This is a genomic window from Enterobacter sp. SORGH_AS_0287 (assembly GCF_031453695.1).
Taxonomy (GTDB): Bacteria; Pseudomonadota; Gammaproteobacteria; order Enterobacterales; family Enterobacteriaceae; genus Enterobacter; species Enterobacter ludwigii.
Genome location: NZ_JAVIZW010000001.1, coordinates 2,560,583 through 2,579,979 on the forward strand (window position 1 = coordinate 2,560,583; position 19,397 = coordinate 2,579,979).

The window sequence follows — 19,397 nt, forward strand, 5'->3', positions numbered from 1 at the left end:
GGAGAGGGAATAAAACGTTTTATTTCAGGTAGCGGCACAGATAAGAGGTCGGTTCAGCAACCTGCAGATGGAATTCGCTGTGGCCAGGGACGTTGAACGCTTGTCCGGCAGAGTAAACTTTCCATTCTGTTTCCCCCGGCAGTAAGACGTTGAGCGCACCGCTGATCACCGTCATCTCTTCAGCTTCGGCTGTACCAAAGGTGTATTCCCCTTCAGCCATAACGCCGACACTGGCGCGGCCAGTGCTGCTGCTGGTAAAACCAATGGATTTCACTTTACCGGAAAAGTATTCGTTACTTTGAAGCATGAACTGGCCCTTATATTTTTAGATAAAAATTCACTATAGGGGCCATGATCATCACCTGTCACGCAAAATCATTAGATCAACAGCTCTGCGGCCAGCCGGGCCATCAGAACATTGGACAACAGCACCGGGACATCCAGCGCCTTTTGCAGTAAATCACGGTGGTGCTGGTGGAATCCAAGGCAGTCCAGAATCAACACATCGGCCCCTCTCTCCAGCAGTTCCCGTCCTGCCTCAATCAGCGCGGCCTCGCTGTCCCAGAAGGGATTGGCCAGCGCATACAAAGGCATTTTTTCGAGTACGTGCCATTTTGCCGTCTGGTTGTCCATAAGCTCTTCAATGGGAACAATGACCCCCACCTGATGCCCGTCAACAATGGAGGCCACCAGCGGCGGAATGATCCGCATCGGCTCCAGCAAAATCGCATTACGCGCGATGAGTCCCTTAACAGGTGCAGTACTCATCAGTAAAATAACGTCATAGCCTTGATTATCGAGCACTTCTATTACGCTCTGCAGCGCGCGCTCTATTTTCTGACGCGAAACATGCGCCAGTTTACCGTCACTTAATAACGTCGCCAGGGGATCCTCCCCCGCCTCTACAGCGTAGTCTTCCATGACCTCTTCCCGACTCATCTTCCCCAGCAGGCTTAGATGCGTTATCTGTTGTTCAGATACATGCTCGGTTAAGAGCGGTAACACTTCGCTTACAGGGACCACACCAATAGTGAGGATCGCCAACGTCGCCTTCATCTTCATCGCCTTCCATTACCGCTAAATCTTTCACACAGGTACAGGCTCACTACGCTGCACAGTTCGTTTTTTCAACAAAACAGCACCAAGCGTAGCAGGTGATCCCCATCGCGAAATGTAAAGATCGCCTGCCCATTACGGAGCTACCTGTAATAACTAAATATTAACTCCTGCTTAACATTTGCGATGAGTAAAAAGTGTGATTCAGGCACGGTATTTAGCCCTTTAGGAATTCATTCACGACTTATCAGGATCTTCGTAGCGCCGTTTGGCATCCAGCGCTTCCTGTTCAGTTTCATGTTCACTGATCAGAGAGTCTGGTTTGGGGTGATCGGCACGCAGCTGATACCAGGTAACGGTTTGATCGCCATTACCTTTTTCAACGGTAACGATGCGTGCTTCACGTGGATAGGGAGGTCTGGTTGGCATAGCTCATCCTTTTTTTATGTCTGAGCTATAAGTATAGACGCCGCTTAGCTGGCACAAGCCAAACGCAGGGCGGTAATAATCTGAATTACCACGTCCTCGGGTGAAGCGGAAGCATCCACAACGTGATGTGCCGCTTCGCGGTATAACGCATCGCGTTCGGCCAGCACTTCGCTCACCTCTTCGCTGAGCGGCCGGGAGGTCAGCGCAGGACGTTGCCCCTCTTCCGGAAATGCTTCCAGCCGCCCTACCAGGGCCGAAACGGGTGCGCTGAGGTAGATGACAATCCCTTTTTCACGCATAAAGCGACGGTTACACTCGGCGAGAACAATGCCGCCACCGGTTGCGATAACAGCAGACGGCGTGGTGACCGCCTTCAGCGCGGCCGTTTCACGAGCGCGAAAGCTCTCCCACCCCTCTTGCTCAACGATTTCCGCGATGCTTTTCCCGGCTTCGGTTTGCAGCCAGTGGTCGGTATCAACAAACTGACGATCGCACGCGCGTGCCAGTTCCAGGCCAACGGTGGTTTTCCCACAGCCGCGGGGGCCAACTAAAAAGATGGGTTGGGTCATAACCAGGTGTTCCCCTTGATGCCGGATGGCCGAAGAGCGTAAAGAAATAATTGCAGAAGATGTTGCGTTTACTTTACTGCAAAGCGGTACGGGATGACAACCCTGCGGAGGCCATACTGTACCACAAAGTGACAATGGTTATCATTACGCAGTGCGACGCTTGACTTCGAGCAGCCACTTATCAAGCTCTGCAGCGAACTGCTGGCGATCGCGCTGGGACAGGCTGTCTGGCCCGCCGGTCTGCACGCCGCTGGCGCGAAGCGTATCCATAAAATCACGCATGGTGAGTCTTTCACGAATGGTCGCCGGCGAATAACGCTCCCCTCTCGGGTTCAGCGCCGCCGCTCCCTTTTCAATCACTTCCGCGGCCAGCGGGATATCCGCCGTGATCACCAGATCCTCAGGGCTACACAGACGCACAATCTCGTTATCCGCCACGTCAAAGCCGGCCGGAACCCGCAACGCGCGAATAAATCGGGAAGGCGGTACGCGAATATTCTGGTTCGCCACCAGCGTAAGCGGCATCTGCACGCGCTCGGCCGCGCGGAATAAAATCTCTTTAATCACATTCGGACACGCGTCCGCATCAACCCAAATCGCCATATTGTCTCCCCATAATGATTCTGCCGACTATTGTCGCCTGCATTTCGTTGTTAAGCTATCAATCAGAGAAAACAACGCATAATGACGGAGAATCGTGATGGATAAGAAAATCGGGTTTATCGGCTGCGGTAACATGGGCAAAGCCATCCTGGGTGGCCTGATCGCCAGCGGACAGGTGCTGCCGGGTCAGATTTGGGTCTACACCCCATCACCGGACAACGTCGCCGCGTTACGCGATCGGTACGGGATCAACGCAGCCGAAAGCGCGCAGGAAGTGGCTCAGGTAGCCGATATTGTCTTTGGCGCCGTCAAGCCGAACATCATGATCAAAGTGCTGAGCGACATCACCACCAGCCTGAACAAAGAGACGCTGGTTGTATCGATTGCCGCGGGCGTCACGCTCGATCAGCTGGCGCGCGCGCTGGGTCATGACCGTAAAATCGTACGCGCTATGCCGAATACCCCGTCACTGGTTAACGCCGGCATGACCTCCGTCACGCCTAACGCGCTGGTGACGTCGGAAGACGTGGCGGATGTCCTGAACATCTTCCGCTGCTTCGGTGAAGCGGAAGTCATTGCCGAATCCATGATCCATCCGGTAGTGGGAGTGAGCGGTTCAGCGCCTGCGTATGTCTTTATGTTTTTAGAAGCGATGGCCGACGCCGCGGTGCTTGGCGGTATGCCACGAGCGCAGGCGTATAAATTCGCTGCACAGGCCGTGATGGGCTCTGCCAAAATGGTGCTGGAGACCGGTAAGCATCCGGGTGAACTGAAAGATATGGTCTGCTCGCCTGGCGGAACCACTATTGAGGCGGTGCGGGTGCTGGAAGAGCGCGGCTTCCGTTCGGCCGTTATTGAAGCGATGACAAAATGCATGGAAAAATCAGAGAAACTGAGTAAATCCTGATTATCTGAGCCGGACGTCAGGCGGCCACCTCGGTGCGGCCGCGTCCGGCATTTTTGGCCTTATACAGCGCCACATCGGCCGCTTTTAACCACTCCCGATAGTGCCCGAACTGCGGTCCCCAGGGCGCGACACCGACGCTAATACGCAGAGATTCCTTGGGCGCACACGGTAACGACAGCGTTTCCAGCCGCTCATGTACGCGTGACATCACGGCGATGGCACTGTCAGCCGCCGTCCGGGACATGATCACCGCAAACTCATCCCCGCCAAAACGGCCTATCGCATCCCCGGAACGCACCGTTAGCTGCAGTTGCCGCGTCAGGGCAATGATCGCTTCATCACCCACATCGTGGCCCCAGGTGTCATTGATATTCTTAAAATGATCGATATCGATAAGCAAAATCGTGGCGGTGCAGTGGTTGCGGCGACAGTGTTCAAATTCATTTCTCAACAACACTTCCCAGTGCCGGCGATTAAAGACGCCGGTCATGCCGTCGCGGGTACTCATCAGCTCCAGCCGCCGTTTATGCTCTGCAAGCCTGATGGCAGTACGATGGCTGAGCCAGGCAAAAAGCATCGGATATAACACCAGCACGGGAAGCGTTAAGCCCCATGCCAGAGGCTCCGGGTTAAAGACAGCCACCCGGCCCACGACGGGGAGCGTCACCAGGGAAGACAGAAGGGTTAACATGATGCCGGTAAAAAACAGCCGACAGCCGCCGGCCCCCATCATGTTCATTCCCACCATCATCAGCAGCGCTGCCGTAGGTAGCGCATTGATCCCCATCATGCCGATCCAAAGCCCGGCAATAATGGCATCAATCTTCAGATTAAAATGTTCCTGCTGATGAGGAGAAGCAGCGCGGCAGGACCACTGCCAGGCGAAATGGGGCCAGATAAATGCCCACCCCACCAGGAACAACCACCAGACGCCGGATACAGAAAAGGTGACCAGCACGCCAGAGAGGGGAAAAAACATCGCCGCCAGTCCGACAACACGCGCCAGCCGGGCTCGCCGGGCAAACGGGATCCCGGTACGGTGGGGGTCATCCTGAGAAAGGGTCATATTCCACTCTTCCCGAATGCGCTTTATATTGTAATAAGATTCATCATTCATCATTTTTGGGAATATTCTGAAATATTTCCCAAATTATAGAGAGGGGGCTTTCGGGGAAAGTATGAAATTTCGGGTGAGCCGCCGGGGCCACTCACCCGATAGGACTACACGTTTTTCTTCAGACAGGCACTCATGAACTTGCTGCGATCGTCGCCTTTCAGGGACTGTTCGGTCGCTTTCGCATTACACTCGCGCATTTTTTGCTGCTGCGGCGTCAGGCTTTTCTCACCCGGTTTTGCGGCACCGTTTTTGAGGCAACCGCTCATGTAGGTCTTACGGGCATCACCCTTCAGGCTCTGCGCGGTCGCCTGTTGATTACAGGTGGTCATGCGTTGCTGCTGCGGCGTTAATGTTTTCTCTTCCGCGTTCGCCGATGAGATCAGAAACAGACCCGAGAGCAGAGTAACCAGTAATGTTGTTTTCATTGCACCATCCTTTTGTGAACATTCACTGTAAGTCTGGTTCGTGACAGGAAAAAAACCACCCGGCAGATGTGATTTCCGCCGGGCTTTTATTATTTCAGCCCCAAAGCCGCTTTCATGGTGTAGAACAGATCCGTTTGATCGGTCAGCCCTACCACGTTTGCCGCATGCGGACCGTATGCTGCGATGCGCAGCTGGGTTCCGGTATGCTCCATGGACTCTTCTTCAGAGTTGCCATAGCTCAACACCATCACCGCGCCATCTTTGGTGTTCAGCGCCTGCGTCAGGCCCGGTGCTTTGGTATCCGCTGGGATGATCTGGCTGGCGTGCGCATGGTCTGCGGTAACGACCACCAGGGTGTTGCCGTCTTTCTTCGCGAACTCAAGTGCCTTCTGCACTGCTTCGTCCAGATCGACCGTCTCACCAATCTGACCGCACGGGTTAGCCGCATGATCCTGTTTATCGATAGACGCGCCTTCCACCTGCAGGAAGAAGCCCTTTTCACTCTTGCTCAGCAGTGAGATCGCTTTATCGGTCATCGCCGCCAGCGTCGGGATGCTGTCGGTACGTTTTGGATTTGGCGTACAGGTTACGGCAGGCTTATCAATGTTGCCGTGATAGGACGCTTTTGGCCCTTCCCAGCGCACCGGCATATTGCCATCAGAGAAAAGACCCAGCAGCGGTTTATCCTGGCTTGCTTCGGTAATCGCCGCCAGAGAAGATGCATCGCTCACCAGCTGATAGCCGCGAGCCTGCGCCTGCTCACGCAGCGTTTTGCCCTGCCATTCGCCCGCCGTTGCGGTTTCCGCGAAGGTTTTCGCCCCGCCGCCCAGCGTCACGTCAGGACGTGCGTTCAACAGTTGTTCCGTAATCGAGCCTTTGCCGCCCTTTTCCAGCGCGTTAGTCGGGCATTTTTCGCTGGTCACCGACGGGCCGTAACATTTACGCGAGGTGACATGCGCCACCAGCGCCGCTGGCGTTGCATCCTGAAGTTCAGCCGTAGAGACGTTGCCGGTAGCCAGTCCCGCCGCTTTAGCCATCTCCAGAATGGTCTGGTGATCTTTTTCGTGAATATCCACACCCAGCGCACCATTATAGGTTTTCACACCCGTGGACCACGCCGTGGCAGAGGCAGCAGAATCCGTCACGTAATCGGGTTTACCGGTTTTTTTATCCAGCGCGTAATGGGTATATTGTCCGGTGAGAGGCAGTGCGTCGATACCTTTAAAAAAGCCGCCCGCGCCTTCGGCATAATTTCGTGCTGCCGTTATTTCGGAATCGCCCATCCCGTCGCCAATCAGCAGAATAATGTTTTTAGCGGGTTTCTCATTCAGCGAAGCGCGAATGGCGGCGGTTTGATCTTCAGTCAACCGGCGCGCGCCGCCAGGCTGGGTGATATCCCCTTTGGCCGCACGATTATCCAGCACGCTGGTATTGTGATTGTCGGCATAAATAGCGGGTGACATTAACAGGGGAAGTAATGCGATGAAAAGTGCGCTCTGTTTCAATTTATTTTCTCCATGTACAAATACATAAAAAATAAAACAGAGCGACTATAGGCATCCTGCATGACAATTCTATGACACGCCGTCAGGTTCCGTGATGGTTTAGTTGCGAGGATGCCTTAACAGCTTTTTTACGTACTGGCGGAGCATTTCAGCATCCTCAACCGGCACCTGGGAATCGGGTCTGACGCTTTCCAGCGCGCCTTCAACGTTCTCAATCAACGTCTGTTGTTCGTTTTTCGCCATTTGTCGCAGCAGCGCGGTGACCACAATTTCCAGCGCTTCAACCTGGGCGACCAACTCTTTTGACTCTTCTTCCTTTTGTGCAAGCTTGACCAACAACTCAGCAATGAGATTTTTCATGGTGCTATTTCCTTATCCGTTTTGTCTGAACTTAGCATTCTGAATCCATTATGCAAAGAGAAGAAATTTATTATGTTATGCAAAAGTGATGCGGCAGGAAAAATAGATTCCTCGCGGCTTTCAGCGAAACGTTTTTCTATAAAAAACGCCGCATTTAGTTATATAAAAATGCGGCGACCATAAGAATATATAATACATCCACGAAACGGTTATCGCGCCGACTTCGCCTCCGCCATTTGTCTGCGACGACGCAGTGCAATAGCCAGTTGAATAATATTTATCAGCACCACAATAGCGGTAGCAGCAAATACCCAACGGAAACCGGCCATTGCCGAAACAGCGGCTCCCATAAGCGGACCGGCAACGTTACCTAAATACATAAACGACTGGTTATAGCCAAAAATACGGCCCGTTACCTGGTCACTGGAATATTTCACCAGCAATGTTTGCACCGCGGGTAACATCGCACCATCGGCAAAGCCCAGCAGAAACCGCAGCACGCCAAGCTGAAACGGAGAAGTGACAAACGACATTGCGAAAAAGAGCACCACCGCAAAAATCAGCGTGGCCATCAGGATACGCGCCGTGCCGATCCTGTCGCCCAGTTTTCCAAGGCGTGGCGCCGAAATGAGGGCTGATACGCCCGGGACGGCGGCAATCATCCCGCTGAGGAAAGCAATATTATTGCTGTCTGGCTCCATCGACTTAATAAACAGCGCCAGAATCGGGCCGACCGAACCGTTGCAAAGCTGGATCACCATGGTGGTCACAAACAGGCTGATCATCAGGCCCGGATAGGGCAGCGAGGCGAAAACGGCCTTGCCGCTCAGGCGTTCAGCTTTGCTGATGACGGGGCGTCCTCCCTCTTTAATGAGGAAGAGCGTGACCAGAAAACTGACCACCAGCAGGATGGCCGTAATGATAAACACCGCGCGCAGCCCCACATGATCGGCGAGGAAGCCCCCTAGCAGCGGGCCGCCAATGACCCCGCTTATCTGAGCAGTAGAGAGCGTACTCAGCGCCCAGCCGCTGCGTTCACGGGGCACCTGCGAGGCCACCAGCGCCATGGCATTCGGAATATACCCGGACGTCAGCCCCATCACCGCTCGCAGGAAAAAGAGCTGCCATACGTTAGTGGCAAAGGCCTGCAGCAGAATGGCTATCGCCATCCCCAGCGATGCGCGCAGCAGCATCAGCTTGCGCCCTTTGCGGTCGGCCAGACTGCCCCACATCGGCGAGACAATGGCAGAGACCAGAAACGTGACGCTGAACGTCAGACCTGACCACATGGAGAGCGCTTCATGGGAGGTAACGCCCAGCTGCGACACGTACAGTGGCAGGAAGGGCAATATCTGGCTGATGGCCAGCCCGGTAAAGAAGCACCCGAACCAGACCGAGATGAGATTTACTTTCCAGGATTCCATAAAAGAAATAGTCTTCATTTTTAGGCGAATTCGCCGACAGATTAGCAAGTTACGCGTTATGACGTCGCACCAGAGATGCGCCCTTGCCGACTTTGGTGTTTTATCTTCCCAGTCATCATATTTGTGAAATAAGTCACAAATCATCCATTTTCTGACGGAATATTATGCTTCAGCGGCAGAGACCAAAACCGCGCATCCCCAGGTGAAAGTGGCTGGCATGGGCAGCGTTATACTCTGGCCCCAGGCTGTTGCCGTAATAGCTGCAGCTCGCCGCCAGCATGCCTTTCAGCCATGGCTGCGTTTTGGTCGCCTTCCAGCCGTTTTGTACCGTGACCTTCTCACCGTTCGCCAGCACAAACGCCGTGATATCCAGTGCCTCTGCCGTGGCATGTTCACTGCGTCGCGCGTCGGGGCGATGGTAAATGTTGCGGCAGGCAAAGCTGCCGAGATGCTCAATACGCGTCAGCTCACTTCCCGTATAGCTTCTGGTGAGTGGCCGGGCCTGCTGGCTGATAAACAAGGCAGAACTGAGCGCCAGCGGGCAGCTCGCAAGGAAACTGCTGTTCAGGCTGACCGGACCGAAGTTACGTACCCGGACGACGTTACGGAGTGGACACTCCCCACCGCTGTCTGCGACCGGTTGTGTGCGGATAAGCGCGCGTTGATTGGCCTGTGATAACAGGCTCGTGCACGCCTGGGGCGTTAAGTTCCGAAGCTTATACTGGGTAATGCGGCCTGGCGGGTCGTCGAGATGTAGCGGCGTGAAAGGGTTGTAGTAAGACGGCAACCAGCGATACCCCACCGTTGCGACAGCCGCAATAATGAAAACGGTCAGCAGAGTTTTTCCTTTCACGCTCCCCCCTTAACATTCCCCAAAACATTATGGCAGAAGGCCGCGAAACCCGCTGGGCATCGTGGTATGTTATTGGTTTTTCGTCAGACTGGAAGAGAGTGAGATGGCAAAGCAGCGCGTAGGTATTGTCTTTGGGGGAAAATCAGCGGAGCACGAGGTTTCATTGCAATCGGCCAAAAATATCGTCGATGCAATCGATAAAAGCCGTTTCGACGTGGTGCTGCTGGGCATAGATAAACAGGGGCAGTGGCATGTCAACGATGCCAGCCAGTATCTGTTAAATGCTGACGATCCGGCGCATATCGCCCTCAATCCTTCTGCAATCAGCGTCGCGACCGTACCCGGCGTGGTGCAAGGGCAACTCATCGACGCCGGTAATGCGCAGTCTCTTGCCCAGATTGACGTGGTCTTCCCTATCGTTCATGGCACCCTTGGCGAAGATGGTTCGCTGCAGGGGATGCTGCGCATGGCCAACCTGCCGTTTGTCGGTTCTGATGTGCTGGGTTCCGCTGCCTGCATGGATAAAGACGTCACCAAGCGCCTGCTGCGTGATGCGGGGCTGAATATTGCGCCGTTTGTCACCCTCACCCGCGCCAACCGTGACCAACACAGCTTCGCTCAGATTTCCGGTCAGCTGGGCCTGCCGCTGTTTGTGAAACCCGCAAACCAGGGGTCTTCCGTCGGGGTCAGCAAGGTGACAAGCGAAGCGCAGTTCACGCAAGCGGTCAGCCTGGCGTTTGAGTTTGACCATAAAGTGGTGGTTGAGCAGGGCATCAAAGGCCGCGAAATTGAGTGCGCCGTGCTGGGCAACGATTTCCCACAGGCAAGCACCTGCGGTGAAGTGGTGTTAAACAGTGATTTCTACTCTTACGACACCAAATACATTGATGATAAAGGCGCCCAGGTTGTTGTGCCTGCGAATATCGATCCGGCAATCAACGATAAGATCCGCGCGATCGCGATTAACGCTTATCAGACGCTCGGCTGCAGCGGCATGGCGCGCGTGGATGTGTTCCTGACGCCTGAAAACGAGGTGGTGATTAATGAAATCAACACCCTGCCAGGCTTCACCAACATCAGCATGTATCCAAAACTGTGGCAGGCCAGCGGGCTTAGCTACTCAGCACTTATCACCCGCCTGATTGAACTGGCGCTGGAGCGTCATGCTGCGGACAGCGCCCTGAAAAGCTCCGTAAACGGTTAATCGGGACTCTTCGCCGTTTCCGTCTCATCCGCTGTCGTCTCTTCAGGACGACGGCGGATAATCATCCCCGCCAGCCAGAAGCTGATAACCCAGGTCACCAGACCCACGGCATACGTTTGCCACCCTTTTGCTTCAAATCCCAACAGCCCCACGACACCGTTAAGAATAAAGATCAGCCCAATAGCAAAGGCGTAGTAATGCCAGTCACGGCGTAGTTTGGAAGTGAGCTTCATGACAAACTCCGGCAGGAAAAAAAGATATCCTCTCACAGATTTATGACGAGGTCTGTGGCTGATGCGGAAATTCTGAAACACGCTGTTGTTTCAATTAAGTTAAGAAATTGTGATGCGCTGCAGAATTCGACAATCCAGGAGAATTCCTTAGGGTAAATTAACACGATTCTGATATTGACAAATGCTATGACCTGTCAAACTCACCCTGTAAGACGCATATAAAACAGAGTGATTTATCGGGAGGTCGTGATGGCTGACTTTACATTGTCGAAACCGATTTTTGGCGGTAAACAACCAAAAACCTCCACGGCGGGTAATATCGCTTATGCCCTGTTTGTCTTGTTCTGTTTCTGGGCGGGTTCGCAGCTACTCAATATGCTGGTTCATGCACCAGGAGTCTATGAACACCTGATGCAGGTGCAGGATAACGGACGCCCGCGAGTGGAAATTGGCTTTGGCGTAAGCACCCTGTTTGGCCTGATTCCTTTCCTCGCAGGGTGTATGATTTTAGGCGTTGTGGCATTAGTACTGCGTTTTCGCCGTCGCTTTTAAAGCCCCATACAGCGAGCCCGGCGGTCATCCACGCGTTTTGCGAACCAGGCGGTTGTCAGGTTACGCGTGATCTTCGGGCTTTCCAGCTGAATACCCGGCAGGATTGCCCTCGGTAATGTTTTCCCACTTTTCTGTTCTGCAAGCGTAAAGACTTTCTTGTACAGATCGGTTTTCTCAAACGCCAGACTATCGCCTTTCTCAAGCTGATGGCGAATGTCGCTGTCACTCATGTCAAGCCTGTTCGATAATTTCCGCACCGCCCGCTCCGTGGTGCCAGCCTCGCTGCTGCCATAGGCAATAAGATCGCCATCCAGTGCCAGCTTCACGCCGCTCGCGCGGCTGACCGCATTCTGAAATGCCGCGTTACGACTGGCATACCAGCCCGCGTTAAAGTCCGCAAAGCGGTACAGCGGCTCACTGTAATTCGCCGGATAGTTCAGCAGATGATAAGTGCCGAACCACAGGCCGCCACGCAGGGAGAAGACCTCCTGACGCACCGTACCGTCGATTTTCCACGGGTAGCCGTCGGTATGCTTTTCCGCAAAGGCAATGCTGACCTGCATCGGCCCGCCGGTGTGTACCGGGTTAAGTGAACCAAACAGTGTCTGCCCCATCGGCACCATGCTGATGAAATCATCAAAGATGGCGCTGAGCTGTTTCTCGGTTTTTACCGTGTCCAGCCGTTCGCTGTAGCTTTTTCCATTTGGCGAGGTGATTTTAAACGCGGTATGCACGAGAAATACCGGGATATGCATCGATTGCGCACGGCGGTCGATCTCTTTCCAGGCTATTTTGTTCAGACCCGGCACGACCGGGTCTGACTGGTACATTGACTCCTGCTGCGCCACCGCCAGTACCGAGCAGATGTTCTCCTCGGTAGGGGCAATCTTCTGGCTTTCAAAGGTTTTTGCCAGCGCATCCGCCCATGCATTGCGATCTTTCACGCTGGCGGGCATTTTTTGCCGCACAACGCTTGCCACATCAACAGGCTTCTCCCCTTCTTTAAGCGGAGCGGCCCCTTTTTCGGCACACCCCACCAGCACCAGAGCGGCCAGTAAGGACAACGGTAACGCACGCGGTACGGCAAAGGTCATAGCAACTCCCTGTATTAGCTAAATGTATTGGTAACTTCCTGCAGTTCCTGGCCGTCCAGCTCACGCTCAAAGCTGCGTAAACGTTTATAGATGGACATCAGTTCCACCAGCGTGGTCCAGGAGCTGATCAGGTACTGGAATGAGCCACGCACCTGACCAAAAACGTTAGTTATCTGGGTCATCAGACCGAGCGTAATCGTACCCGCAACGATGGACGGGAACAGCAGGAACAAACCGAAAACGTTATCGACCTGCAGATACAAAATGCGTGCAATATTGAAATACATATAGTGGAAGTAGAGACGGAAATAGTTGCGACGCACGGCACCAAACAGCTCGCGTACGGTTGGTGGTGAGGCGCGGTTAGCATCATCTTCACCGTAGACCAGCTCTTTACGATAAGCCGCTTCCACGCGTTGATTTTTAAACTCCAGCCCCGGCAGCTTAATCCCGACCACCGCCAGCAGCCCCGTCCCCATCAGAGACCAGACAATCGCCGCAATCACCAGCCCATACGGCAGATGACCGACAAGAGGCAGATCCGGCACGTGAGCCGAGAGCGTCACCAGCACCGGCAGGAAGGCAATCAGCGTCATGATGGCGTTGATAAAGCTGACGCCCATGTCTTCAAGGGTGGAGGCAAAACGCATGGTGTCTTCCTGCACACGCTGTGCTGCACCTTCGATATGACGCAGGTGTTGCCAGTGCGCCATATAGTGTTCGTTCATCGCGGTACGCCAGCGGAAAACGTAGTGGCTGACGAAGAAGTTGTTCATCACCCCGATCACCACCGCAATCAATGCGATACCGAGGAAAATGCCCACCTCATGGTAAAACTGGTTAATGGTTACCTTATGCGGCGAACTCAGCGCGGTCTGGATAAGGTCGTAGAACGGGGCATACCAGGCGTTTACTGCCACCCCCACTTCCACCAGGAACCAGGTCACAAAGATAATCAGCGAGGTTCCCAGAATCGACCAGTATTGCCAGCGGTGCGGCGCATAGACAAACCAGAACAGGGCGAACAGGCCAACGCATACCATGTAGTAGGCGTAAAACAGCAGATAGCTAAGCGACCAGAAGCGAGCGGCGCTGATCGGGACGTCACCCGTTGCGCCCGTAATGCGGGCCAGCCACGCCCCGCCGCCAGCCTGCCAGAAAATGACAGCGATCAGTGCCCAAATAAATGCCGACAGGAAAAAAGGCCCCGGCTTTGGGAAAAAAGACTTAAACATAATGCTTCCTTCTTGTTGTTATGGCTGTTGCTGTGCTCAACACATCACCACACGAAAATCTCGCCTGAGCCAGACGGCGCAGGCAAAAAGGTCAGACCCGAGGGTTAATTATTAGTTCGCTTTCCAGTTTTCGAGAATTGTTTCGGTGCGTTTCACCGTGAGAGGATTGGCCGGCGCAATAAAGTCACGCCAGACGTCGTTGTAATGGTTAATCAGAATGGGCGCGTCGGCTGCCGGACGATTAGCCGTGGTATGGGCATCTTCCGCCACGGTAATGTGATAGCCACGGCTGACCCCGTTCTTGATGGTCGCGTCGACACAGTAATCGGTGGCACAGCCGCAGATGACAAACTCGCGAATACCTTGCTCGCGCAGCACCGCTTCAAGTGCGGTGTTATAAAATGCATCGCAGGCAGTCTTGGTGACGTAAAGCGCGTCAGCGGGCTGATGGAGTTCAGGCAGCAGCGCAAACCCTTCGCTCCCCTCTTCCAGACCGCCTTCACCGGTATGCTGAATAAAAATCACCCGTTCGGCAGCCTGCGTGAGCTGATTGATAAGCGAAACACATTTTTCGCGCTGGTAACGCGGCGTTGCAAACACCCCTTGCTGCATATCGACAACCATAACCACACGCTTCACTGACATATCGTTCTCCGCAAGATTGAGTGACACTGGCCTCTATCATACGGCCGATGTCACAAAATGGGAGACTGGTCGCCAGGAAATTATGCTTATTTACCCATGGTTACGTTTTTCTCGCTATCGTTATGCAATTCGGGGCATTGCACCGTGCGCTTTAGTAGTATAAATACCCATTACTTTTCTCATTCAATTCATGGATGCTTTTCGTTGAAACGTTGTCTGCTCTCTTTTGCCGCGCTGTGTGCGGTGAGCTTCTCCACCGCCCAGGCAGCTCAGCCGCTGACGGCCCCCGTTTTGGCTTCAGATATTGCCGATCGCTACGCGAACCTTATCTATTACGGCAGTGGCGCGACCGGGATGGCGATGGTGGTCATCGACGGCAACCAGCGCGTATTTCGCAGCTTTGGCGAAACGCGACCGGGAAATAACGTTCACCCGCAGCTGGATTCCGTGATCCGCATTGCGTCCTTAACCAAGCTGATGACCAGCGAAATGCTGGTGAAATTACTCGATCAGGGCGTGGTCAAGCTCGACGATCCGCTCAGCAAATATGCGCCGCCAGGCGCACGCGTTCCAACCTATCAGGGCACGCCCATCACGCTGGTAAACCTTGCCACCCATACCAGCGCGCTGCCTCGCGAACAACCCGGCGGCGCGGCGCACCGTGACGTTTTTGTCTGGCCAACGCGCGAACAGCGCTGGAACTACCTGAGCACCGCCACGCTGAAATCGGCACCGGGTTCACAGGCATCTTACTCAAACCTGGCATTTGACCTGCTGGCAGATGCGCTCTCGACGGCAGCAGGCAAACCTTACCCGCAGCTCTTTGAAGAGCAGATAACGCGCCCGCTCGGCATGAAGGACACCACCTTTACCCCTTCTCCGGATCAGTGCCGACGCCTGATGGTGGCAGAGAAAGGCGCAAGCCCGTGTAATAACACCCTGGCAGCCATCGGCAGTGGCGGGGTCTATTCAACGCCAGGCGACATGATGCGCTGGATGCAGCAGTTCCTCTCATCAGATTTCTATGCGCGCAGTCACCAGGCCGATCGCATGCAGACCCTGATTTACCAGCGTAGCCAGTTGCACCGCGTGATCGGCATGGACGTACCGGGTAAAGCCGACGCGCTGGGCATGGGCTGGGTCTATATGGCACCCAAAAATGGCCGACCGGGCATTATTCAGAAAACCGGTGGCGGCGGTGGATTCATCACCTATATGGCGATGATCCCGCAGTCCAACGTGGGCGCGTTTGTGGTCGTCACCCGCTCTCCAAATACGCGTTTCGTCAATATGAGCGATGGCATCAATAACCTGGTGGCTGAGCTGAGCGCCAATAAAGCCCAGGTGCTCACCGCCTCCATACAGCCTTAATATTCCGTGGGCAAACGGTTGATGCTGACCAGTTTGCCCCGGCTCATATTGATGTAGTTGCCTTGTCGCAAAGCAGCGAGCACTTCGGCAACGACAGAGCGTGAAATACGCGTGCTTTGTTGTATATGATTCATCACACCAATTTTTGAACGCAGCGTTTCATCCCACTCGGCCATATTCAGCAGCATTGCGCGGATCTGGTGATAGGAGTTATTTCCCACCAGCTGCCTGTCGCGTTTGCCCAGAATGTAATTTATCCAGGATAACCAGCAAAACGCGTCTTTCCAGAGCGAATGCTGTTGAATGAGTTGACGGGTGGTCGCCGCGGGCAAATAAAAACCGGTACAGGCCGTTTTGGCAGTGACTCTGTATTCCTGACTGTGGTTAATCACTACGGCAGACAGGCCAAAAATAAAAGGGGCTGACGCAATGCCAACCAGCAGATCGTCTGAATGACGATAAACTTCAATAACGCCGGTCTGGAATACGTAGGTACAAGGCTCACTCCCCTTGCCCGAGGTAATTAATTGCTGTGGAGCAGATTTAAACGGGGTACTGGCTGCTATCAAACATGCTTCGAGCCGGCTTAATTCAGAAAGTGGTTTCGCATTAACGTTCATGCAGACCTCAAGACATCCGTATTTGTCGGTTCACTATTATTTTTTATTGTCATCTATAAAAAAGCGGGGGCTTATCCCCCGCTTTTATTTATTACCAGGTATATTTCACACCCAGATTTGCGCCCCAGTTCTGGTCAACGTCACCGCCGCCCAGATAAGTGGCATCAGTGTAAGCACTGAAGTTCTTCGTAAAGCTAAACTGGGTACCCAGACCAACCCGCACTGCGGAGCCTTTCACGCCATTATCAATGCTGTCACCGTTAACATCGGCATCGTTACCAGCGTCGACATAGACATAAGCGAGTTTGAAGTAAGGCGTAAGTGCCTGGTCACCGCCGTAGTTAAAGGTGTAACCGGCATCCACACCCGCTTCGTAACGCAGGCTGTCATAGGATTGACTATCCATGCGCATGTCGTTGCTGAGGCGATAATCATCACCGGACTGGAACAGACCCGACACGGCCGCGTATGGCGTCACATAACCAGAGAGGTTTGGTTTCCAGTCATAGCCCAGTTTCAACCCAAAACCAACGGCGTCGGTGGTGGTGTTACCGTCAACATACTGACCATTGCTCATGGTCGCGGAAAGATCGTTGTTGAATCGGGTGTAGCTCAGGGAACTGTCGATGAACAGATCGTTCGCAAACTTCGCGGACGCGTACATCATTGCCGTCTGGCTGTCCTGATCCACCTGACCGGTGCGATCGCTGATATCGCCTTTGGCGAAACCTGCCGCACCCCCGACGATCCACTTCGCATTATTACCGTCAATCAGGGTATCCAGACCAACCATGATACCGCTCACGTCCTGATCGTAGCTGATAACGCCATTATCGCCGTCGAAGTTGCCGCCAACGTAGCTTACCCATGCGCCGCCGTTATCCGCCAGGCCATGACGGCTGTTGGTCAGACGCGCGCTAACTGCATCCTGCTGCAGATTCCAGATGTTGGTGTTGGCAGACGGGATGCTCAGCGCCATGTTGGCATAATCGGTTAGCGCTTGCTGTTGCAGAACAACAGTGTCGCCTTTCTGCTGCGCCTGATAAGTATATGCCCCTAAATCGGCTTTATTTGCCGCAGTGAAGCTGGCGCGGGTCTCCGTGTTGTTGTCATAAACACGGATAATCTCCTGGCCTTTATAGTCAGCAACAGAGCCGGCGCCGGAGGCGTTGTCGATACGCACGGCGTAATTCCCTGCCACGTCACCATTCACGGCCAGATGGCCGTCAGCGTTGAGTGCCACAACGCCGTAGTCGTAATCGGCTTTGCTCATATCGTTGGTGATATAGCGGGCGTTGTTCAGATCGCTGTTCAACACGTAATCACGGCTGGCCACGTTCAGCACGCCGCCATCCGTTAACACCATATTGTGCGTATCCACCTGGCCGAGGCCGAGAGACAGCTCCGCACCGTTGTCCACGGTAATGGTATTGGCATACAGCTCCGCGGTTTCCTCTGTCAGGGCCGCACGGCTGTCGCTGTCCAGATAGAGGCTGTCGGTTGCCACGGCACCATTGTCACCGATGTTCAGAGATGAAGCATTGGACAGGGTGATGGAATCAGCCAGCAGGCCCGAGTTTTCAACATTGACCTGCGAATGATTATTCACCGTCAGCGTGTCGATGTTAGAGAGCTTACGGGTATCCCACTCAGAGCCGTTATCCAGCGTGACGTTGAACAGACCGCTCTGATAGACCGCTTCACCCGCGACATGTCCATTATTGTCGAAAGTGGAATCCGGCCAGATGCTATCTGGAGAGAGGGTGCGCCAGTCAACGTCACTGTAGCCCAGGCCATACATCTGGGCGGTGCCGATGGCCTCAACGCTGGACTGCGCTGCGCCGACCCATTTGCTGCCATTAGTCAGCGTGACGTCCAGCTTATCGGTGTCATCCCAGCCGTTGGTGGTTGGGTTGTATATACCGTCAGCCGTCGTATCGGTTGCCGGATCGCCGTTCGGGTAGAAGTTGTTATCGAAGGTACTGGAGAACAGGATATCGCCGGTGATCGTGGAGTGATCAAACGTGGCGGTGGTCTGCATCGCGTTGTCAGACGCACTGGCAGCAACAATCAGCGCCGCGTCGTCAGCCGCAGTGGCATTGGTTTCACCGTAATCACTCGGCTTCGCGGTTTGACCATAGAACCCGCTGGTGCCCAGGTCACTGTATGCGCCAGAGGTCAGCACCGAGTCTTTCACCAGCAGCGTGTCGGTAAAGACATTGCTGCTGTTCGCCACACCTTCCACACCGTCATACGGGGTATTATCCAGTTCCTGATACCCCTGAGTCAGGGTAATGCCGGCGATGTGAGAGTTATTCTGAATAACAATATCCGATTCCACATCCAGGGTAATTGCATTGCCCAGCGCATAGGTGTCCAGATAGTGCGTTTCCGTATTTTCCCCGTTCACAACGTCATACGCATAATGCTCGTAAGTATCATTGATCGTGGAGTTATCGACGGTCAGGCTAAAACGGTCGTATTGAGAATGGGTTGTGCCGTCTGTATCCACGCCATCAGCACATGACGCGGTCATGCATTCTGAGGTGATCATGCCATTAATGGTGCTGTTGGAAATGCTCAGCGCATTCGCCCGACCATTGATACCATCATCCAAATAATAGGTTGATATAACACCATTCACGGTGGATTTATTAATCACCGGATAAATATCACCATCGTGCGTCGCATCAGAGTAATCCCAGTCAGCGTAACCATAATACCAGGGTGCAGCTGCCGTATTATCATATCCGAAGGTATTATATGTCGTACCAGAAATATCCTTCGCATTGGCCTGAGAAGCGATAGCCAGGGTGCAGGCTAATGCAAGTTGTGATACAACCAGTTTCTTTTTCCATGTTTGCATTGGGTCATCCCTCCTCAGGGACGTAAGCAAGTTTGTCCATCTAACGATTTTGCAATACTTAATTGCGGAGGGAATTATGCATTTTCAATCTGAAAAGGTTCAATGAATCATTCCATTAAGTCCGCATTCAGACAAACAACATGAAAATAATGCAGAAGCGATGCAATGCCATCAATAATCATTATAAAACAGGCAGTTAAAACACCCTCTTATAAAGATAAAAAATATAATAAAAATAAATAGATCATTTTCAATGATATATTTACTTCATCATAGAAATAAAACCAATATTTCGTGAACAATTAACGCCAGTGGAAAGGCATATATTA

Annotated in this window: 21 protein-coding genes; 4 read left to right on the forward strand and 17 right to left on the reverse strand. The window is 53.5% G+C overall.

What is annotated here, in order from left to right:
* Window positions 1-19: 19 nt before the first annotated feature.
* The 5 genes from ppnP to QE396_RS12205 all read right to left on the reverse strand — a co-directional run bounded on the left by ppnP (window position 20) and on the right by QE396_RS12205 (window position 2,657).
* On the reverse strand, window positions 20-307 hold the full coding sequence (gene ppnP, locus QE396_RS12185) for a pyrimidine/purine nucleoside phosphorylase (protein ID WP_014168827.1): 288 nt from the start codon (window positions 305-307) through the stop codon (window positions 20-22).
* A 71-nt stretch (window positions 308-378) separates the two neighbouring features.
* Window positions 379-1,056: an AroM family protein gene (locus QE396_RS12190; protein ID WP_032670756.1), complete on the reverse strand. Its 678-nt coding sequence runs from the start codon at window positions 1,054-1,056 to the stop codon at window positions 379-381.
* Window positions 1,057-1,293: 237 nt separating this feature from the next.
* On the reverse strand, window positions 1,294-1,485 hold the full coding sequence (yaiA, locus tag QE396_RS12195) for a protein YaiA (protein ID WP_013095817.1): 192 nt from the start codon (window positions 1,483-1,485) through the stop codon (window positions 1,294-1,296).
* Between the two features lie 44 nt (window positions 1,486-1,529).
* A complete protein-coding gene (gene aroL / locus QE396_RS12200; RefSeq protein ID WP_020885238.1) occupies window positions 1,530-2,054 on the reverse strand; it encodes a shikimate kinase AroL in 525 nt (174 codons plus the stop codon).
* 144 nt (window positions 2,055-2,198) lie between these two features.
* Window positions 2,199-2,657 (reverse strand): YaiI/YqxD family protein, encoded by a 459-nt coding sequence (locus tag QE396_RS12205; protein ID WP_014168823.1) that lies wholly within the window; start codon window positions 2,655-2,657, stop codon window positions 2,199-2,201.
* Between the two features lie 97 nt (window positions 2,658-2,754).
* Between QE396_RS12205 and proC the strand changes: the two genes are divergently transcribed.
* Window positions 2,755-3,564: a pyrroline-5-carboxylate reductase gene (gene proC / locus QE396_RS12210; protein WP_020885239.1), complete on the forward strand. Its 810-nt coding sequence runs from the start codon at window positions 2,755-2,757 to the stop codon at window positions 3,562-3,564.
* Window positions 3,565-3,580: 16 nt separating this feature from the next.
* Here the strand turns inward: proC and adrA are convergent, their stop codons facing one another.
* From adrA to QE396_RS12240, 6 genes are all read right to left on the reverse strand, one after another.
* Window positions 3,581-4,684, reverse strand: a complete 1,104-nt coding sequence (adrA, locus tag QE396_RS12215) for a diguanylate cyclase AdrA (RefSeq protein WP_020885240.1) — start codon at window positions 4,682-4,684, stop codon at window positions 3,581-3,583.
* Between the two features lie 101 nt (window positions 4,685-4,785).
* The gene (gene psiF / locus QE396_RS12220) at window positions 4,786-5,106 is read right to left on the reverse strand and encodes a phosphate starvation-inducible protein PsiF (protein ID WP_014168820.1); all 321 of its coding nucleotides are present in this window, start codon (window positions 5,104-5,106) and stop codon (window positions 4,786-4,788) included.
* A gap of 89 nt (window positions 5,107-5,195) precedes the next feature.
* Complete coding sequence (phoA, locus tag QE396_RS12225; protein WP_020885241.1) at window positions 5,196-6,611, reverse strand: alkaline phosphatase; 1,416 nt, start codon at window positions 6,609-6,611, stop codon at window positions 5,196-5,198.
* Between the two features lie 99 nt (window positions 6,612-6,710).
* Window positions 6,711-6,971: an anti-adapter protein IraP gene (iraP, locus tag QE396_RS12230; RefSeq protein WP_014168818.1), complete on the reverse strand. Its 261-nt coding sequence runs from the start codon at window positions 6,969-6,971 to the stop codon at window positions 6,711-6,713.
* Window positions 6,972-7,180: 209 nt separating this feature from the next.
* Window positions 7,181-8,395, reverse strand: a complete 1,215-nt coding sequence (locus QE396_RS12235; protein ID WP_020885242.1) for a multidrug efflux MFS transporter — start codon at window positions 8,393-8,395, stop codon at window positions 7,181-7,183.
* Between the two features lie 169 nt (window positions 8,396-8,564).
* Window positions 8,565-9,248, reverse strand: a complete 684-nt coding sequence (locus tag QE396_RS12240; RefSeq protein ID WP_020885243.1) for an extensin family protein — start codon at window positions 9,246-9,248, stop codon at window positions 8,565-8,567.
* Between the two features lie 103 nt (window positions 9,249-9,351).
* Between QE396_RS12240 and ddlA the strand changes: the two genes are divergently transcribed.
* Window positions 9,352-10,452, forward strand: a complete 1,101-nt coding sequence (gene ddlA / locus QE396_RS12245; protein ID WP_020885244.1) for a D-alanine--D-alanine ligase — start codon at window positions 9,352-9,354, stop codon at window positions 10,450-10,452.
* Here ddlA and QE396_RS12250 read toward each other — a convergent pair.
* Window positions 10,449-10,685, reverse strand: a complete 237-nt coding sequence (locus QE396_RS12250; RefSeq protein WP_020885245.1) for a DUF2754 family protein — start codon at window positions 10,683-10,685, stop codon at window positions 10,449-10,451. The genes ddlA and QE396_RS12250 overlap by 4 nt on opposite strands.
* Window positions 10,686-10,934: 249 nt before the next feature.
* On the opposite strand from QE396_RS12250, the gene QE396_RS12255 reads away from it, so the two are divergent.
* Window positions 10,935-11,237 carry a DUF2755 family protein gene (locus QE396_RS12255; RefSeq protein WP_020885246.1) on the forward strand — a complete coding sequence of 101 codons (303 nt, stop codon included), beginning with the start codon at window positions 10,935-10,937 and terminating at the stop codon, window positions 11,235-11,237.
* Here the strand turns inward: QE396_RS12255 and QE396_RS12260 are convergent.
* The 3 genes from QE396_RS12260 to QE396_RS12270 form a co-directional block, all read right to left on the reverse strand.
* Window positions 11,234-12,331, reverse strand: coding sequence for a DUF1615 domain-containing protein (locus QE396_RS12260; protein ID WP_020885247.1), 1,098 nt, complete (start codon window positions 12,329-12,331; stop codon window positions 11,234-11,236). The genes QE396_RS12255 and QE396_RS12260 overlap by 4 nt on opposite strands.
* 14 nt (window positions 12,332-12,345) lie before the next feature.
* Window positions 12,346-13,566: a peptide antibiotic transporter SbmA gene (gene sbmA / locus QE396_RS12265; protein ID WP_014168811.1), complete on the reverse strand. Its 1,221-nt coding sequence runs from the start codon at window positions 13,564-13,566 to the stop codon at window positions 12,346-12,348.
* Between the two features lie 111 nt (window positions 13,567-13,677).
* Complete coding sequence (locus QE396_RS12270) at window positions 13,678-14,211, reverse strand: isochorismatase family protein (protein ID WP_020885248.1); 534 nt, start codon at window positions 14,209-14,211, stop codon at window positions 13,678-13,680.
* A 204-nt stretch (window positions 14,212-14,415) separates the two neighbouring features.
* Between QE396_RS12270 and ampH the strand changes: the two genes are divergently transcribed.
* Window positions 14,416-15,582 carry a D-alanyl-D-alanine-carboxypeptidase/endopeptidase AmpH gene (gene ampH / locus QE396_RS12275; protein WP_020885249.1) on the forward strand — a complete coding sequence of 389 codons (1,167 nt, stop codon included), beginning with the start codon at window positions 14,416-14,418 and terminating at the stop codon, window positions 15,580-15,582.
* On the opposite strand, the gene QE396_RS12280 is transcribed toward ampH, so the two are convergent.
* A complete protein-coding gene (locus QE396_RS12280) occupies window positions 15,579-16,202 on the reverse strand; it encodes a helix-turn-helix domain-containing protein (protein ID WP_014168808.1) in 624 nt (207 codons plus the stop codon). The two genes, ampH and QE396_RS12280, sit on opposite strands and share 4 nt — an antisense overlap.
* A 91-nt stretch (window positions 16,203-16,293) precedes the next feature.
* On the reverse strand, window positions 16,294-19,068 hold the full coding sequence (locus QE396_RS12285) for an autotransporter outer membrane beta-barrel domain-containing protein (RefSeq protein WP_020885250.1): 2,775 nt from the start codon (window positions 19,066-19,068) through the stop codon (window positions 16,294-16,296).
* Window positions 19,069-19,397: the final 329 nt, after the last annotated feature.

What these genes read in the sequence shown, in the direction of transcription:
- sbmA (WP_014168811.1), bottom strand. Translation starts at nt 13,566, where the DNA reads ATGTTTAAGTCTTTTTTCCCAAAGCCGGGGCCTTTTTTCCTGTCGGCA.
- QE396_RS12255 (WP_020885246.1), top strand. Translation starts at nt 10,935, where the DNA reads ATGGCTGACTTTACATTGTCGAAACCGATTTTTGGCGGTAAACAACCA.
- aroL (WP_020885238.1), bottom strand. Translation starts at nt 2,054, where the DNA reads ATGACCCAACCCATCTTTTTAGTTGGCCCCCGCGGCTGTGGGAAAACC.
- QE396_RS12250 (WP_020885245.1), bottom strand. Translation starts at nt 10,685, where the DNA reads ATGAAGCTCACTTCCAAACTACGCCGTGACTGGCATTACTACGCCTTT.
- QE396_RS12205 (WP_014168823.1), bottom strand. Translation starts at nt 2,657, where the DNA reads ATGGCGATTTGGGTTGATGCGGACGCGTGTCCGAATGTGATTAAAGAG.
- QE396_RS12285 (WP_020885250.1), bottom strand. Translation starts at nt 19,068, where the DNA reads ATGCAAACATGGAAAAAGAAACTGGTTGTATCACAACTTGCATTAGCC.
- psiF (WP_014168820.1), bottom strand. Translation starts at nt 5,106, where the DNA reads ATGAAAACAACATTACTGGTTACTCTGCTCTCGGGTCTGTTTCTGATC.
- QE396_RS12270 (WP_020885248.1), bottom strand. Translation starts at nt 14,211, where the DNA reads ATGTCAGTGAAGCGTGTGGTTATGGTTGTCGATATGCAGCAAGGGGTG.
- ddlA (WP_020885244.1), top strand. Translation starts at nt 9,352, where the DNA reads ATGGCAAAGCAGCGCGTAGGTATTGTCTTTGGGGGAAAATCAGCGGAG.
- adrA (WP_020885240.1), bottom strand. Translation starts at nt 4,684, where the DNA reads ATGATGAATGATGAATCTTATTACAATATAAAGCGCATTCGGGAAGAG.
- yaiA (WP_013095817.1), bottom strand. Translation starts at nt 1,485, where the DNA reads ATGCCAACCAGACCTCCCTATCCACGTGAAGCACGCATCGTTACCGTT.
- ppnP (WP_014168827.1), bottom strand. Translation starts at nt 307, where the DNA reads ATGCTTCAAAGTAACGAATACTTTTCCGGTAAAGTGAAATCCATTGGT.
- QE396_RS12260 (WP_020885247.1), bottom strand. Translation starts at nt 12,331, where the DNA reads ATGACCTTTGCCGTACCGCGTGCGTTACCGTTGTCCTTACTGGCCGCT.
- QE396_RS12280 (WP_014168808.1), bottom strand. Translation starts at nt 16,202, where the DNA reads ATGAACGTTAATGCGAAACCACTTTCTGAATTAAGCCGGCTCGAAGCA.
- QE396_RS12235 (WP_020885242.1), bottom strand. Translation starts at nt 8,395, where the DNA reads ATGGAATCCTGGAAAGTAAATCTCATCTCGGTCTGGTTCGGGTGCTTC.
- iraP (WP_014168818.1), bottom strand. Translation starts at nt 6,971, where the DNA reads ATGAAAAATCTCATTGCTGAGTTGTTGGTCAAGCTTGCACAAAAGGAA.
- proC (WP_020885239.1), top strand. Translation starts at nt 2,755, where the DNA reads ATGGATAAGAAAATCGGGTTTATCGGCTGCGGTAACATGGGCAAAGCC.
- QE396_RS12190 (WP_032670756.1), bottom strand. Translation starts at nt 1,056, where the DNA reads ATGAAGGCGACGTTGGCGATCCTCACTATTGGTGTGGTCCCTGTAAGC.